Origin of the sequence: Mesorhizobium sp. M7A.F.Ca.US.011.01.1.1, assembly GCF_003998295.1 — a bacterium.
Taxonomy (GTDB): domain Bacteria; phylum Pseudomonadota; class Alphaproteobacteria; order Rhizobiales; family Rhizobiaceae; genus Mesorhizobium.
In genome coordinates, this window is the sequence record NZ_RZRT01000009.1 from 116,461 (window position 1) to 131,296 (window position 14,836).

Sequence of the window (14,836 nt, forward strand, 5' to 3'; positions counted from 1 at the left end):
AGGCGCCTCAGCCTTGGCCAGCGCGTGACCCTGCATGAGAGCCACAAGCAGGCGCGAAATGGCTGGGCAGCAAATGTTTCCAACGCAGCCAGCTTGTCAGCACCGAGCGCGACAGGATGTTTGGCTGGCCATAGAGTGCTGCTTGATGGGGCCTGCGAGCTTTCAATATTGGAGAGCAGCAATGCGGCCATTCCTGCTCAGCAGCACACGGCTGTCCTCAATACGTTCGACCACCCATCCATCAGCCAAAATGGCGCCGACAAAATACTTCTCGCTGTCGATGACAATATATGGTTGGACCCCATGCCACACAGCTTCGACCGCGATTGCGGATGGCGCCTTCTCCTCTTTGATGAGCACTCCGTTCACCAGTGTTAGAGTACCCTTGGTGCGACGATCGAACGATTGCTGAAGCTTCTGCCAACTGATGACCGATTCAGACGTGACGGTGCCTTCGGCGGTCACAACACCCTTTGCCGACCCAATCTTGACGTCGAGAAGACCCGCTCGATCGACTTCCTCCTGCAGCTCTTGGGCCGCTGCCTCCGTAAGTTCATTGTCAGCGCGGTGACTGATCGTTCTGGACGCGACTTCAGCCCGAAGTGAATTGGGGCTCGATCCACTTGCATTGCCAAGATAGGAGATCGTGCCTGAAAGCGCGCCGATCCCGAGTGAGCTGATTATGACCATGGCGAGCACACCGATCGGTAGGCGCGGTATGCCGGTCGAACCAGGCGGCTCTGCATCCTGCACGGACAAAGCAATGGACATCTCGCCTACGAGCAGGACGACAGGAAGGGGCACAACAACGGACTGGCCTGCGGCGATATTCCGGTTGCCCTCGATACTGAGTCCGGGTGCAAGCGCCTCCAGTTCGATCGACTTGCCAAGAAGAGTTACACGAAGGTGATGCGGTGCCAGTCCCTGCTCGACAAAGACCAAATCGGCATCGAAGCCGCTGCCGATTAAACACTTTTGAAGATCCGTCTTGCCGGTCAGACCGCAATAGTGCCCCGAACGCACTTCGAAACGGAGGGAAACGGCGTCATCCACAGAGCATCTCTCAAACAGGATAGAAGCCGCATGGCAATTGCCATGCGGCTCATTTCGGGACTACGTCGCGTCAATAAGGAGACGCGCTAGGGGGCAGTCTAAAACCCGCTTCCGACATTACGAAACGCGTTCGTCGGCGGCCTTCTTGATGGTCTGGAGATTGGTCGTTAGAGTGCGCAACTGGACACTCCTTTTCGTCGCCTCCAAGCTAACATTGGTTAGTTCCTGCACTTGCGCCTGAAAAGCAGTAGCATCAGCTCCGCTTGTATTGCCGGGAGTGCCACTGTTAGTTTTATCGGTATTGCCGGCGCTACTGGTATTGGTATTGCCTGATTTTTTATTATTATCAACTGCAGCCATGATCATTCCTTTTTCTGTTGGAGTTGTGCCGTCAATAACGGCCTGTATGACCTCACGCCGGATTTCCCGCGTCAGGCATCTTCTGTGTCATCCAAAGCTTCATCGGCCTCAGCCATCGCATCGTTCGCGAATTGGAACGCGAACGATCGCAGGATACTTTGGAAGGCTTCACTTTGTGCTGCAGACTGTGAGTTGTCTTGAAGTTGATCATTTGAAACGGTCCGGTTATCCGCCCGATCGTTCCCGCCAGCTGCCTTGCCATCATTCCCACCAGCTGGCTTGCCATCATTGCCATCAGCCGGCTTGCCATCACCAGAATGCTCGGATTTCGAATCCCCATGGCCCTTTCGGATCAAGGAAGTCCCGAGGTTGCCAACTCCACTCCCAATTGCTGCTATCATCAGGTACTCCGGCATTTGCCATTGGCGGCGACGTGTTAAAGGTTAGCCTCGATCAAGCTAAGGGCGGGAGCTTTCGAGAACCTGACGGCTTTTGACAAAAACCGGCCAGCGCAAAAACGTATGCTCTGCAGGATGTTGCTCTCGCATCGAACAGTCGACCACGATCTCGGCTGTTCGGCCAATCCCGCCGTCCACGCATGCCGCGACCGAATGGCAGCCGCAGCAGCTCGTTTGCATCCTCGATGCTGTGGTGTCGAACAGGAGACACGGTCCACGTGCTGCATGACCGCAATGACCGTATTCTTGCTGGCTCCACGGGCGCACGCAACGAGCAGGAACTCGGTCTTTGCATCACCATTCTCTCGCCTGCACATCACGGCCCGGCGCGGTGAGCTCATTGGCTTCGAGAAGGTCGGCGACCGTACGAACATGGGATGGTCTGCCGGCTTTGGGAGGCCGGTGCGGATCCTCTTCTCACCATATCGAAAGCTTGAAGCGGTCGGATTTTCTTGCCCTGTTCGTGAGAACTCCCATCGTCAGCTAATCGTCAGCCAAGCGGTCTATCTAGGCCGGCCGTGCCTGACCTTCGGATCCAAAGGTCCCGTCTCGACACTTTTTGTAACTATAGATCGAAATGGTCCGCGTGATACGCAACGCACACGCTTCTCTGAAGCAAATGTGTGACTTTGTCGGTGGCGAACGAGAGGAGTGACGCATCAATAAAATCGTCAGGCACGTGTCTAGGAAGGGGAGCTAGCCGAGTTGGTCTGATTTCATTCGCTGTTCCTGGAAATCGGCGGACTGAAGCGCTGATAATCTCAGGACATCGATGGCAACGTTGCGAAAGTCCTGTGAGCTCGGGCCAATCTTGGCCTGCTACTGAGAAGCACTTTGGCGGGAACATTACGCCGTCGCGGGTCTGGCTGACCGTGACGTTAACCGAAAGATGCCGCTGGTCTCGTCAGCCGCCAGCACAATAGCAGCACATTCTCGCCTACTACGGAGACGCAATATGAAGGGCATTGGCCGACCACGGAAATCGCAGGCTGAAACTGGAGCCAGCCGCGCGGGGCGGGCGAGCAGTTCCCTTTCGCAATCAAGTCTTGCTGCGGGAGAAGGTGGACAGTCATTCGATTCCGTTGTGGAGCAGATGCGCTCTGGGGACGCCGATAGGAGGCCCTCCTCCCTTCCAGTTGCGCGCGGTCCAGGCGATGCCCGCGAAAGTCTGCCAGGCGCCTCGATTGGCGAAGATCAAATCCTGAACACACCGCCACGTGGAGCCGCTGCGCCACCACGCGGAACCGTAGCGCCACGTGGCGCAGCCGCAAGGCGGCGCGGTTCTCCCTCCATGTCTGAGGGCGAAGCCATGGCGCCGGTCGGTAGCCAACTATCAACCGCGCAGGTGGAAGGCACCAGCTCATCGTCAAATAAAGATATCAGTCCGACACAGCTCAGAATGAACAGTCTTGTTCAACAACTGACTGATTGCGAGGCTGCGGCCAGGAAAACCGACGTCCCCGAGGAGGCGGTGGAGCTGATCAGTGGGGTCGTCGATGCAGCCTCAGCAATTCTGGAGTACCGCGCTAGCCTGCCTGCGGCTGAGGCGCAGACAATTATGCCAGACGACAAGGTGCGTAGATGTTGCCAGATCGTGTGCGACGCCGCGAATGAAGTAGACAAACTTGGCCTGTCGACGATCACGAAATTGGACAAAAAGACCAAGAAAGCGGCAGGTATGGTCGATAAACTCTACTCCTACTCCCAGGCGGACCGGCAGGAGCTGTTGATTTTAAATGTGGAGAACCACCATACGGCGGCAATTAAGTGGTGGGAAAAAAAGGCATGGCGCTCCGAACGGCAGCGATCCGCCTGCGCTGCCACCGCTAGCCTATCCAGTGGAACGCCCGTGATGCGGGAAGCCGAGCGGTGCGCACTGCGGCTGCGTGCCGGCTCGGTACTGAGTGTCAGGATCTGGCTGGTCCGTGAGCGGATCGGTCTTGCGCGGGCCAAGATTGAACTGCGGGCGAGCAGGTTCGAGCCAGATTTGAAGGAACTCCTCGTCGGTCGAAATGGAGTGGTGCAGCTGATGGCAAGCGCCGCTCAAGAAGCTCTTCGCGCCCTCTCTTTGGCGAAGGGCATAATGGATGATGGCAAAACACTCAACGCTCATGATTGCGCGGTTGTAGAAAAAATCATGGAGCGGCTTTCGGATTTTGGATTGGCGTTGCACGAGGTGCATACCAAGCTAAGCCATACCTACCCAGATGCCGGCCTCCCATTGAAACTGTTCGAACGGATCGTGGACGATGCATGGATCACTGCGCACGATGCCATGCACTTGTTGAACCTGCAGTCTCCGCCGTCAGCCATCATGGCGCCACAGGCCCAGGCGGGCGCTGCGATGCCGGCCAGGGCAGGCGCTGCGATACCGGCTGACACTGCTGGTACGGCTGCAGTGTCAGAAGGCACTACAGCGCGAAGGAAAGGGAAGTCAAAGCATAAGTCGGCAGCTCGCGCCGGGACTTCTGCCGCCGGGCAGCCATCAACACCAGTCGCTGCGAACGCCGGCACAGTGCCAGCAGCCAAGGTTCTCGCGCGCTCGGATCAAGTTGCGAGTACACAGGTGAGAGCGCAAGAGGTGGCTGCGAGTTCGTCGGGGGCAGGCTCGACAATCGGGGGCGCCGCGTTGTCAATGGAGGTATTGACGGAGCGGCTCAAACGATTGGACGAACTTTTGCAGTTCGATCTGGCCGGTCAGCAAAGCGTCGTCTCCCAAGTGCGCCAGATGAAGCCTGAGGAGGCCGGTAAGGTCGTGGACGATGTGGCCCAGTACCTGCGAGCCCAGGCCATTGAGATGCAAACCTGTCTCGCCGGGTTGCAGGGGCGTAATGTACGCCTGCTACTCACCTCCACCCAGCTACCCAAAGTGCACGAACGCACAGACCAGCTCAAAGGGTTGCTGAACATGGTGCTGGGACAGGCCAACGCATTGAATGAAGGAAAAGCCGGCATTACGACTGATTGCATGAAGACCTACGCATTTCCGGCGCAAAAATACCTGGAACATTTGTGCAATGCCGACGAATTGATGCCGCCGGAGGCACCGGTCGCGCTGCGTGGCGAGCCAGGAAAGCTGTTTGAGATGAAGCTGCAGCCCAAGATGCTGGTCAATGGTGCGATGCCGAGCCCGATGTGGGTGCACATCCACACGAGTCGCCCCGTCATGGCCAGAAACTTGGAAGGGCTGGCTGATTCCGAATTCACCGCTTGCCACGTTAAATCCAACGAACAGCGCGGCTACAATCGAGAGCGAGAGGAAGCCGATGCTAGGTCCGGTCGCGAGAAGGTCATAATTCATCGCGGCAAACTCACCCCCGCTTTCTGTAAGTCCTTGTTGACCTCAGGGCTTGGCCGCCAACCACGCCATTCGCGTGCCGAGCTCCCGTCGGCGCAGGCTGCATGACAGGGCACTCAGAATGCGGCCGGCCACGCTGTGAGTCAGCGAGCATTTCTCCTGGCCAAACCGCGAATGCCGCTGCGCGAGTTGCGGTCCGGCGATTGGAGTCGATCGGCTACCGTCAGGGCCGATTTGCGATGTCGCGTTACCGGCTGTTGACGTGGCGGCGTATCTTGCCTCCCATCCAACTTATCGCCGAGATCGCGCCGCCAAGATCGAGGCGGAAGGTCTTCCTGCGAGCGCGGAGCAGGCATAGCCGATCCGATCGGGATCGGCGCATCGCAACGACCCAACGGTGTGGTGGAGAAAATTGGATTCGGGAGAGCTCGGTTCCAAGAGGCGGAGTTCCGGCCCGAATACAATCCGCTCGCAAGCACCCACGATGCGCATCCGCAGTTTATTGTCTGGGAGATGGGCTGGATTGCTCGGCGGCGCTGGCGCTAAGGCGGGGCTGTCGCCGGACAATTAGCATTCACTGCCAACAGCCTTGCAACCGTCACCAGTTGCAAGGCTCGGCGGCGGGTCGACAAATCACATGAAATCGTCGTCGGACCCGCTATCGCTGCTGTCGCTATCCTCGGTTTTGTGGAGATAGAGTGGAGGTTTGCCTGCACGCTGCCACTCACCGGCACTGTTCTTCGTCCATTTGTCGGGATGCTGCGTAGGGTCAAGCACCAGGTCGCCATGATCCACTTCAACAAACCCCATCGTCTGCGCGCGCGCTTGTGCTTCCGGATTAGCCGCACGCCAATTCAGCAACGGTCGGTCGCCGTCTATCCGAAGTTGATGCTCCAGCAGAATATCGCCCGCATTTTCGACGAGCGGATGGGCGACTTGAAGATCCACTATGGAAGTGACCTCAGTTCGACCAGGAAATTGTTCCCGCCAACTTTCCGATTCGAACTCGTTCATGCTGAATCCGCCTTCCATTCTCAGCAGTCCGGCACTCCGGTCTCCCAATTGGTAACTGAAATATCGCGCGTGCTCCGTATCTCGACGGATGCCATATTGCTGAGCAACGTCCGCGGTGCGCCTGGCTCGTGACGATACGAACTCCGAATACTCTTGAGGATTGTCGGCGATGTGCGTGATTTCATCACCATGAAATTGCCTCACCTGTCTCCTGAAGGAAGTCCTGTTGATCTCCACCACAGGAGGTCGGGAATTGAGGGAGTATGCTTGGGGAGCCGCCGATGATGAGGCGCCGCTACCTTCCGATCCGGATAAGTGCATTCGGGCAAATGTGTCCGCGAACCCTTCGCTTCCTGCATCCGATTGCTCGCCGGCATTATGCGCGCGGTAACTATCGGATGAGCCACCAATTCGACCATACATGACGATTCGTACTCCTATGTTTCGCAACCGAGCTCAAGTTAGCACGGCTGTTCAACATAGGGCGCTTAGTTGACGACTAGCTGACGAGGGCATTCCAACGGCTGCACCAATCAAATCCGCACTGCCGGCCTCAAAACCTCGGACTGCGCCACGCACCGGCCAGCAGAGGCTGCAAGGTCATGCCCGGAGGACTTGCCGTAGTTGCTGGGTGGCAGATCCGAGGGGAGTGATTGCCCCAGGCCCGCGGTTGCGCGGTTGGCCTGACAGAGACACTGGGGCACGGATGGCCAGCCGACATTTGCCACTAGCATGGAGCCAGGTCAGTTTTGAACTGGGCAGTCGTGGACTTCCATGACTAGGCCAAGCCTGCGGCAAAGAATGCTTTCGCGACAGGCTGGAAATATTGCATAGGAACCGCGTGGCCGAGTTTTGTAGTGCCTATCAGCTGACGCGCTAAGACATGGTCATGGACGATCGTCAGGCGTAGTGCCCGCGCCTCGCTCAACACATGTGAAACGCGCTCACCTTCGGCACGGCAAACTAAGAACGGCACCCCGGTTTCACCGCGAACGTAACGCAGACCGATCAGGACCGCCCTTCCTGTTAAGACCAGCGTGGCGCGATGCACGCCAAGCGCAGGCTCGTCGGCCGCCTCCTCGCGGATGCGACGCTGTTCACCTTTCAACTCTGGCGCTCCTTGCTGATCCTTCGACTCGCGCGTCACTTCGGTATTGGTCATGCGCATTTCGCGCAGATACAACGCGCGCTGGAGCAGAAGATCGATCAGTCCGCCGACCAGCAGTGCGCCGGCGCCAATTCCCATCAGCAATTTTGTCTCCATAAAGATGAGGCCAACACAGCCCATGCCGCAGATCGGCAGAGGGACCATTGTCTTCCACATCCCGAGAAGGACAATGGAAAAGGTTGCGCTGAGAACCAATACCTTGAACATGGTCTTGCAGACTTCGACCATGGAACGAGCAGACCCCAAGCGCTTCAGCCCTTCAAAGGGGTCAATTTTCTTAAAGCTGAGCTTCATCGGCTCCAGAGAGAAGACAAATCCACCATTGGCTAGCAGGCTGGCCAAAATCACCGCGGCGACAAGGGTTCCAAGCAGCGGGCCAACAGCCGCGACTGTGAGTTGGACGAGCACAACCAATGCCTGCGGCACCGCGGTATCGAAAGGTAGGCTCTGCAACTTGGTGGCTAATAGGAGCGCTTCCCGGCATTTGTCCTCGATCACGCTGCCTCTTAGCCAAAGGTAGCCGAGCCCAGCGCAAGTCCCGACCGCGCGGACGAAATCGGAGCTACGTGGCAGCTGTCCTTTTTTGCGCGCTTCACTTAACTTCTTCGGGCTGGCGGCGTGTGTCTTCTCTTCACTTGTGTCGCTCATGGCAGCAATTTGTCGAACCACTCCAGCACGCCGTTGGCACGTGTGACCTCCAGTTTCATGCTCTCCACCAGATAGGCAGCGTAGGTGACCATGAGAACTGGAAAGACAATGTTCTTGATTGCCGGAGACAGTTGGCTCGCCTTAAATTGCGGGGCAAAGCGACGCAGCAGCATCATCGATATATCAATCAGTATCAGGAAGAACACGACAGGCCCCGAAACCAATAATGCCGTGCGCATTATGCTGTCGAGAAGCCCCAACAACTCCATTGCTCCTGGCCCGCTCAGTGTCGGGTGAAACTGATACACCGGCCAGATCAAGTAGCTGCGGTACAGGACACTGATCAAAGTTTCCAGGCCTCCTGATCCGACGAATATGGCAATCGCAGTGATCCCCAGAAAAACGCCCATCGCGGAAGCCTGACTGTTCGTCGCGGGATCGGCCGAAGCGGTCGGGCTGCTGATGCCGCGTTGGTTGTCGATAAGCTCCCCGGCAGCCTGAAGGCCCCAAAGCGGAATGCCAAGAAAAGTGCCAAGGAGTACACCGACAAAAACTTCCTTGAATCCGAGCAGGGTTAGCTGGATCAGGCGCGTATCAGGATCCAGCGCCGGCAATCCGCCGCTGACGTGTGCCAGGCATGGTAGTGCGAAGCCAACAGCCAAACAGCCCCGGATCAGCCCACTGATCTGCGAGCGTGTGAATACGGGAAAGATCAGCATGATGCCCATCGCGCGGGCTGCCCCAAGACCTGCCGCAACGACGAGTTCGAAAGCCGTCTGGATCAGAATTTGAATATCGGCCGATGGCGCGTCCATGGGGCGGACTAGTAGCTAAGTGTCATTGCGGGAAACTCGGTGAAGATCTGATCGGCTAGCTCTATGAGCGGGGCGCTTAGCACAGGAGCAAACAGCCCAATCACCGCGACAACGACCAGAAGCTTCACGGTGAGCGGCAAGCTTTCATCCTGGATCTGCGTCGCCGCCTGGAGGATGCCGATGACGAGGCCGACAACCACTGATGCAATGAGCGGCGGTAGAATCCAGATCATGAAAACCACCAGTGATTGGCTCATAAGAGTAATGATGCTGGATTCAGTGATGATCAGCCTCCCGGTAACGTATAACTCAGCACAAGCCCATGCATCAATTTTGACCAACCATCAATGGCAACAAACAAGAAGATCTTGAACGGAACAGATATAACAGTTGGTGAGACCATCGACATACCCATTGCCATCAAGATAGTTGTCACTATCAGATCTATAACAATAAAAGGCAGATAAAGTAGAAATCCTATCTCAAATCCGCGCTTCAATTCTGATAGCAAGAAAGATGGTACAAGTATTGCAAAGTCATCAGGCGTGGCTGCAGCGTGCATTTCCTCTGGCCAGACCTTTTCTGTCGAAGATAGGAAAAATCGCCGCTGCTCTTCATTTGTGAATTTCTTGAGATGCTCGCGCAAGGGCTCACTTCCGGCTTTAGCGGCGCTTACCCAGTCGTCGAATGTCTGATAGTGGAGCTTGGGATCCGACATGAGGTCATAGGTCTGCTCAGCAACGGGCGCACTAACGAACATAGTGAGGATCATCGCCGCGGCGTACAGCACCACATTGGGTGGTATGGTCTGGGTCCCGAGCGCATTGCGGACGAGGAAAAGAACAATTGATACCTTTACAAAGGCCGTTGTCGTGGCAACTGCTAAAACCAGCAGACCGAGTCCGGCGGTAACCGCAAGAAGCGCCAGGATTGTCGGCTGAGCTTCACTCATTGCATGCAAACCCGCCACGGAGCCTGATGCCCAGCTCTTCTCCGATGCGGACAATGTCGCCACGCCCGATACGCTGACCATTGGCCACTATGTCGACCGGGCCGTCGATCGGCCATCCAAGTTCAAAAATATGCCCTTCGCCGGCACTTCTTAATTCCCCAAGAGAAATAGGCCAGCGGCCGCATTCAAAGACAAGCACGATCTCGACATCGTCGAGATCCTTAGTAAGCTCCAGTTGCGATCCGGGTTGTGTCATATGCGCACTCTCCAAAGGACACGGTCGCGGGCGGAAAGGCCCCCGCAAGATTAATTCATCGCCGTCAAGATCCGCCTCGGCGCACAACTGGCCGACAGCTAGGGTGATCTGGCCGCGGCCGAACGGCGCAATATCGGGCAACAATGCATCACCGACACATGCGCTTCGAAGAAGCGCCGCAGGAAGGCGAAGCGTGCCGACCTCTCCTGCAACAATGAGCGGGAGCTCTGGAGGCAGCCCGCCCAGCTGCCGCGGCAACTGGGCAAGCAGTTCGCCTAGCGCGCGAAACGCAGGCGGTACTAAGCCGTCAAGTGGCGTGAACAGGAATAGACGGCCCTTGCCCTTGACCGCGCCGAAAATGATGTCGAGTTCAAGATGAGGAGCCAGCATCGTGGCTTCGCATACCCGCACGAGTTGCACGTTCAGACGCGTCGTCTCCTCCAGTCGAGTGACAAGCGGCTCCAGAGCGAGTTCGAGAATTAGCGAAGCAGTTGGCTCGGAAGGGAAGGCCAAGCCGTTCTGCACTGTCGTGATGAACTCCTCTACGAGCGGGCGCGACAGTGACAAGATGACCGTTTCGGCTCCCACTCTCCAGACGCAGTCAAGCATCGGAATGGCAGCAGGTTCCTGCTGCCAGACAAGCCCTGCCGTTCGCACCGATAGCGGCACCTCGTTGATCCGGCTTTGAAACGGCGTGCGCGGCGCTGCTGTATCATTGAGCCACGAGACAACCGTGTGGGACAGTTTCAGAACTGGTTCGAACATGGCGGGTGTGACCGCAGCGCCTATCAAAGACTGCACGGTCGTGTCATTCGGACGACCTCTTGCGACCGTCGGATCCGGTTGCGCGGCATTTAGGCAAGCGACCCCCTCGCATATTTCAGCAGTATCTCATCGTCGGCCTCGATCTCGGCTGCGGCCTCCGAATGAGTCTCGACGGCGCGCCGCACGTCGTCCTCGATTTGTTGCCATTTGTCCCTTGCCGCCGAACATATGACCCATAGCTCCCTCGTCCTGGACGCCGCCATCTCAGCCTCCTCTTGAGCGATTTGGGTATCATCAAGCATCTGCCGTCTGGAATTGATCTCAGCGGCAAGTTGTTCAGTGTGAAGGCGGTGACGGTCGAGCGCTGCGCTAGACAAGTTGTCGAGTGACATCAGATGCTGATAGAGCGCTGCTTCTTTTCTTGAACAATGTTGCTGTATCATTGCAAGCTCCCTAGAGGCATTTTGTACGGCTGAGGCGGCCACATCGCGCTGGGCTTCCTTCTTGGACAGCTCGCCAAGGGCACGACGCTCTTGCATTTCCTTCAGAAGCCGTATACTCGAAGACTGAATCCAGTTTACGCGGTCAGACGCGACATCCATGCGACCGTCTCCTCGAAATCTGACGCGTCATCTTCGCTCTGGCGCAGAAACTCCCTCAGTTCGTCGATTGACGCGACAGCCCGGTCAGTCAGGGGATCTCCACCTGGCTTGTATTCGCCAACATTGATCAAGAACTCGGTCTCGGCATAGCGCGACAGGAGCTCGCGGAAAATGGATGCTGCCTTGCGATGTGTCCCCGAAACGACTGCATCCATGACGCGGCTGCGACTCTGCAGCACATCAATAGCGGGGAAATGCGATCGCGCCGCAATAGCGCGTGAGAGGATGACATGGCCATCGAGAATACCACGCGATTCCTCGGCGATTGGATCACCCGTGCCATCACCCTCTACAAGCACCGTATAGAAGGCCGTGATTGAGCCCCGCTCACCCATGCCGGCGCGCTCGAGCAGGCCTGGCAGCATGCCAAAAACGGAAGGAGGAAAGCCCCGTCGCGTCGGCGGCTCACCCGCAGCAAGGCCTATTTCGCGCATAGCGCGGCAGAAGCGCGTCAGCGAATCCAGCATGAGAGCAACGCGTAGGCCTTGATCGCGGAAATATTCCGCGAGCGCAGTCGCCATTGGAGCGCATTGCGCACGCTCTACCGCCGAGCGGTCGGATGTTTCAACCACGACGACCGTACGGAGAAGGCCCTCTTCACCAAGATTCCTTTCGATGAATTCACGAACTTCCCGTCCACGTTCGCCTATGAGCGCCACTATGACGACGTCAGCGGCGGCACCCTTTACGATCTGTGACAACAGCGTCGACTTGCCACCACCTGGCTCGCCATAAATCCCGATCCGCTGGCCCTCGCCGCACGTCAGCAGACCATCGAGGACACGGACCCCAAGCGGGAATGGCCGCTCAATCATGCGCCTCGTCATCGGATTGGGGGCTCTGCCATGCAGGGGCCGAGTTTCGACGGTCTTGATTTCGCCTTTGCCGTCCAATGGGCGGCAACGACTGTCGATCACGCGACCGAGCAAATCGCCGCCGACGGGCACCTCACGCATTCGGCCAGTGGCCACGACCTCTGCGCGGCTGGATAGGCCCACCAAGTCCCCGATCGGTGTCAGCAATACACCATCACCCGACAGGCCGATCACCTCGGCCTCGAGCGACAGCCCGGTTCGCGGGTCCTCTAGGAGGCAAAGTTCCCCAATACGAGTGTCTGGCAAGACGGCATGAACCAGTGTGCCGATAGCCCGCGTGATCCGACCGCGCACCGCACGCGTGTCAATTCGCTTGGCCGCAGCCCTCAAAGACGAGATTGCTGGAACGAGAGCTCGAGTGTGGGCGTCAGCGTTATGTTCTGGGACGGGCTTTCTCATAGCTCGCCTTTCTCACAGAGCGTCCCGAAACCAAGGCGCAGCGCGCGCATCTGGGCGTCAAGTCCAAGGTCAACATTGCCGTACTCGCTCCACAGCACGCAGCGTTGCGGCGACAATGTCGGGTCGGGCTCGATCCGCACCCTTGGTCGACCATCCTGGCCGTCGCATCGAGCAAACTCTCGTGCAAGCATGTCGACTTGCATGGGAGAAACATGAAGGCAAACGTCGGCGCCGCTGTATTGACACTCTATGGCGTGACGAACAGCCCTCACCAATAGCTCGCCCGGATCGAAAGCGCCGATAAGATCGCTCAATATTTCCATCACGAGCTGCGGCAATTCCTGCTCCAGAGCCGCCTTTCGTCGCGCGATTTCGGAGATTGTCTCCGCAATCAACCCTGCCATCTCCTCGGTGCCTGCATTCGAGCCCTCCATGTGGCCGCGCGCCCACGCCCGCTGGTAAACCGCGCGTGCCCAGTTTCGAACGCGCTGCCGATGCCGTTCTGCCGCGGCAAGGGCTTGCGCGGCGCTGTGCCAGGTTTCGAGCTCGCTCGCGGGTATCAGTGGTCCGACTGGACGCATCTGCGGCGCTATTGGCCCCTCGGAAAGTTCGACTGTCATTTCACCGGGGTCTCTGTCTCAAAATGAGCTACTACAAGTGAAAGCAATTGGCCGGCGGCGGTCCAATGCTCATGTGCTGGAGTCTCCGCGGCAGTCCCCTCGGGCAATCGAAGAAGCACGCGGTTACGCTCGGTCGCTGAACTGTCCTGGAGCCAAGCTCCAAGACATGCGTGTCCATCGTATTCGATTTGCTGAGCGAGTTTTTCTGGGTCCGAGATCAGTCTTTTGTCAACAGCATGCAGCAGGTGTCGGATTCCGAATGCGTGTGCATCCACGCCGATGCGTTTAACAAGGATGGCAAGCTCAGGCTGAGAGACAAACGCGACCAGCGAACGGGCATGCCAGATACTACCAGCAAGAAGGGTCGCTCGATATGGATCATGCCCGCGTAGAAGGTCCGGCCTGCAGCCGATGTGGTTCAGATCCACGTCATCGTTGCCCAGCAATTCTGCCAGCCTTGGATGCAGTCTGGAACACTTCTGCAACTTCACTAACGTTTCGGCCGATAACGCTGGATCAAGACGCGCCGCAAGACGGGTTGGATGGGCCGAAGCCGCAAGCTCGCTCGCGCCCGGAAAGTGCGGACCATCAGGTCGGGCGGTCTGTATAGGCATTGGCAATGAGATGTCACCCACGTCCAATTGCAGGCATTCTTTTGCGAATGGCCTCGACAGCAGAAGCATCCCGGCGCCCCTCGACCTTGGAAACGCCGGTTGATTGCTTGCGCCGACGCGTAACAACGCCGATCAAGAGATAACAGGCCACGGCGAATACGGCTGCGGCAAAACCTGTTACGGTCGCCAGAAGTGGCGCAGGAAGAGGTAGTGATGCTTGTGGCAAAACAGCAGTCGGATCGGGCCGTTGCTCGTGTGCGGAACGTTCTACCGGCACCAAAACCACTTCCACCTTATCGTAGGACAGGCCTTCGATGCTGTCGGCTACAAGCATCTTTATCTTTGGCAGCAGAGCCGCGACATTTGTTTTTGCGTCGTGCCTGATAAACACCGAGGCCGAGGATGGCGTGGCACCGGCTCGCACAAGGTCGTTATGCGGCAGCACGACGTGAACACGTACAGAAAAAACGCCATCGATATCGCTGATCGTCCGCGACAACTCTTCGCTCAGGGCATACACGTAACGGGCACGCTCTTCGGTCGGCGAGGCAATCAGGCCTGATCCTTGGAATATCTCACCGAGGTTCTTGAAGGATTGGCGCGGCAGCCCCTTGGCGTTCAGAAGGTTGATTGAGAAGGCGAGCAGCTTTTCGTCAACCTGGATCGTGCTGGTTCCATCCTTGGCGACCACCCGGATCGCGGCGACCCCGTTGTCTTCAAGAAGTGCGAGCATTTCATTTGCCTCACGCTCTTGCAATTGCGTGTAGAGGTCGGCTTTGCAAGCAGTGAGGGCGACGAGAACTGGCAGCATGACAAGTCTAACCGACCGCCACCCTGACAGGCCACGCATGATTTCGCCCTCGGCCAAGCCAATCATGC

The 14,836-nt window shown here is 57.6% G+C and carries 15 protein-coding genes; 1 reads left to right on the top strand and 14 read right to left on the bottom strand.

The window, feature by feature from the left end:
* Window positions 1–162 precede the first annotated feature (162 nt).
* The 3 genes from EOA13_RS12870 to EOA13_RS12880 form a co-directional block, all read right to left on the bottom strand.
* A complete protein-coding gene (locus EOA13_RS12870; protein WP_024505382.1) occupies window positions 163–1,053 on the bottom strand; it encodes a hypothetical protein in 891 nt (296 codons plus the stop codon).
* Between the two features lie 117 nt (window positions 1,054–1,170).
* Window positions 1,171–1,413, bottom strand: coding sequence for a nodulation protein NopA (locus tag EOA13_RS38705; protein ID WP_224570034.1), 243 nt, complete (start codon window positions 1,411–1,413; stop codon window positions 1,171–1,173).
* Window positions 1,414–1,484: 71 nt separating this feature from the next.
* Window positions 1,485–1,814, bottom strand: coding sequence for a hypothetical protein (locus EOA13_RS12880; RefSeq protein WP_081714433.1), 330 nt, complete (start codon window positions 1,812–1,814; stop codon window positions 1,485–1,487).
* A 1,348-nt stretch (window positions 1,815–3,162) separates the two neighbouring features.
* Here EOA13_RS12880 and EOA13_RS12885 point away from each other — a divergent pair.
* Complete coding sequence (locus EOA13_RS12885) at window positions 3,163–5,277, top strand: hypothetical protein (RefSeq protein ID WP_224570035.1); 2,115 nt, start codon at window positions 3,163–3,165, stop codon at window positions 5,275–5,277.
* Between the two features lie 525 nt (window positions 5,278–5,802).
* On the opposite strand, the gene EOA13_RS12890 is transcribed toward EOA13_RS12885, so the two are convergent.
* The 11 genes from EOA13_RS12890 to sctJ form a co-directional block, all read right to left on the bottom strand.
* Complete coding sequence (locus EOA13_RS12890; RefSeq protein ID WP_024505378.1) at window positions 5,803–6,606, bottom strand: hypothetical protein; 804 nt, start codon at window positions 6,604–6,606, stop codon at window positions 5,803–5,805.
* Between the two features lie 355 nt (window positions 6,607–6,961).
* Window positions 6,962–7,999 carry an EscU/YscU/HrcU family type III secretion system export apparatus switch protein gene (locus EOA13_RS12895; RefSeq protein WP_024505377.1) on the bottom strand — a complete coding sequence of 346 codons (1,038 nt, stop codon included), beginning with the start codon at window positions 7,997–7,999 and terminating at the stop codon, window positions 6,962–6,964.
* Complete coding sequence (gene sctT, locus EOA13_RS12900; protein ID WP_063169270.1) at window positions 7,996–8,814, bottom strand: type III secretion system export apparatus subunit SctT; 819 nt, start codon at window positions 8,812–8,814, stop codon at window positions 7,996–7,998. The genes EOA13_RS12895 and sctT overlap by 4 nt, the downstream gene beginning before the upstream one ends.
* A gap of 8 nt (window positions 8,815–8,822) precedes the next feature.
* A complete protein-coding gene (locus EOA13_RS12905) occupies window positions 8,823–9,071 on the bottom strand; it encodes an EscS/YscS/HrcS family type III secretion system export apparatus protein (RefSeq protein ID WP_081714428.1) in 249 nt (82 codons plus the stop codon).
* A 29-nt stretch (window positions 9,072–9,100) separates the two neighbouring features.
* Window positions 9,101–9,766, bottom strand: coding sequence for a type III secretion system export apparatus subunit SctR (sctR, locus tag EOA13_RS12910; RefSeq protein WP_127293023.1), 666 nt, complete (start codon window positions 9,764–9,766; stop codon window positions 9,101–9,103).
* Window positions 9,759–10,787 (bottom strand): type III secretion system cytoplasmic ring protein SctQ, encoded by a 1,029-nt coding sequence (sctQ, locus tag EOA13_RS12915; RefSeq protein ID WP_095769044.1) that lies wholly within the window; start codon window positions 10,785–10,787, stop codon window positions 9,759–9,761. The genes sctR and sctQ overlap by 8 nt, the downstream gene beginning before the upstream one ends.
* 89 nt (window positions 10,788–10,876) lie before the next feature.
* Window positions 10,877–11,389: a hypothetical protein gene (locus EOA13_RS12920; RefSeq protein ID WP_063169269.1), complete on the bottom strand. Its 513-nt coding sequence runs from the start codon at window positions 11,387–11,389 to the stop codon at window positions 10,877–10,879.
* Entirely contained in the window at window positions 11,365–12,723 is a 1,359-nt protein-coding gene (sctN, locus tag EOA13_RS12925) for a type III secretion system ATPase SctN (RefSeq protein ID WP_063169268.1), read from the bottom strand. Before sctN ends, EOA13_RS12920 begins: the two co-directional genes overlap by 25 nt.
* Complete coding sequence (gene sctL / locus EOA13_RS12930) at window positions 12,720–13,343, bottom strand: type III secretion system stator protein SctL (protein WP_024505371.1); 624 nt, start codon at window positions 13,341–13,343, stop codon at window positions 12,720–12,722. The genes sctN and sctL overlap by 4 nt, the downstream gene beginning before the upstream one ends.
* Window positions 13,340–14,026 carry a nodulation protein NolU gene (locus EOA13_RS12935; protein WP_210326671.1) on the bottom strand — a complete coding sequence of 229 codons (687 nt, stop codon included), beginning with the start codon at window positions 14,024–14,026 and terminating at the stop codon, window positions 13,340–13,342. The genes sctL and EOA13_RS12935 overlap by 4 nt, the downstream gene beginning before the upstream one ends.
* Window positions 13,971–14,834 (bottom strand): type III secretion inner membrane ring lipoprotein SctJ, encoded by an 864-nt coding sequence (gene sctJ / locus EOA13_RS12940; RefSeq protein ID WP_024505369.1) that lies wholly within the window; start codon window positions 14,832–14,834, stop codon window positions 13,971–13,973. Before sctJ ends, EOA13_RS12935 begins: the two co-directional genes overlap by 56 nt.
* Window positions 14,835–14,836: the final 2 nt, after the last annotated feature.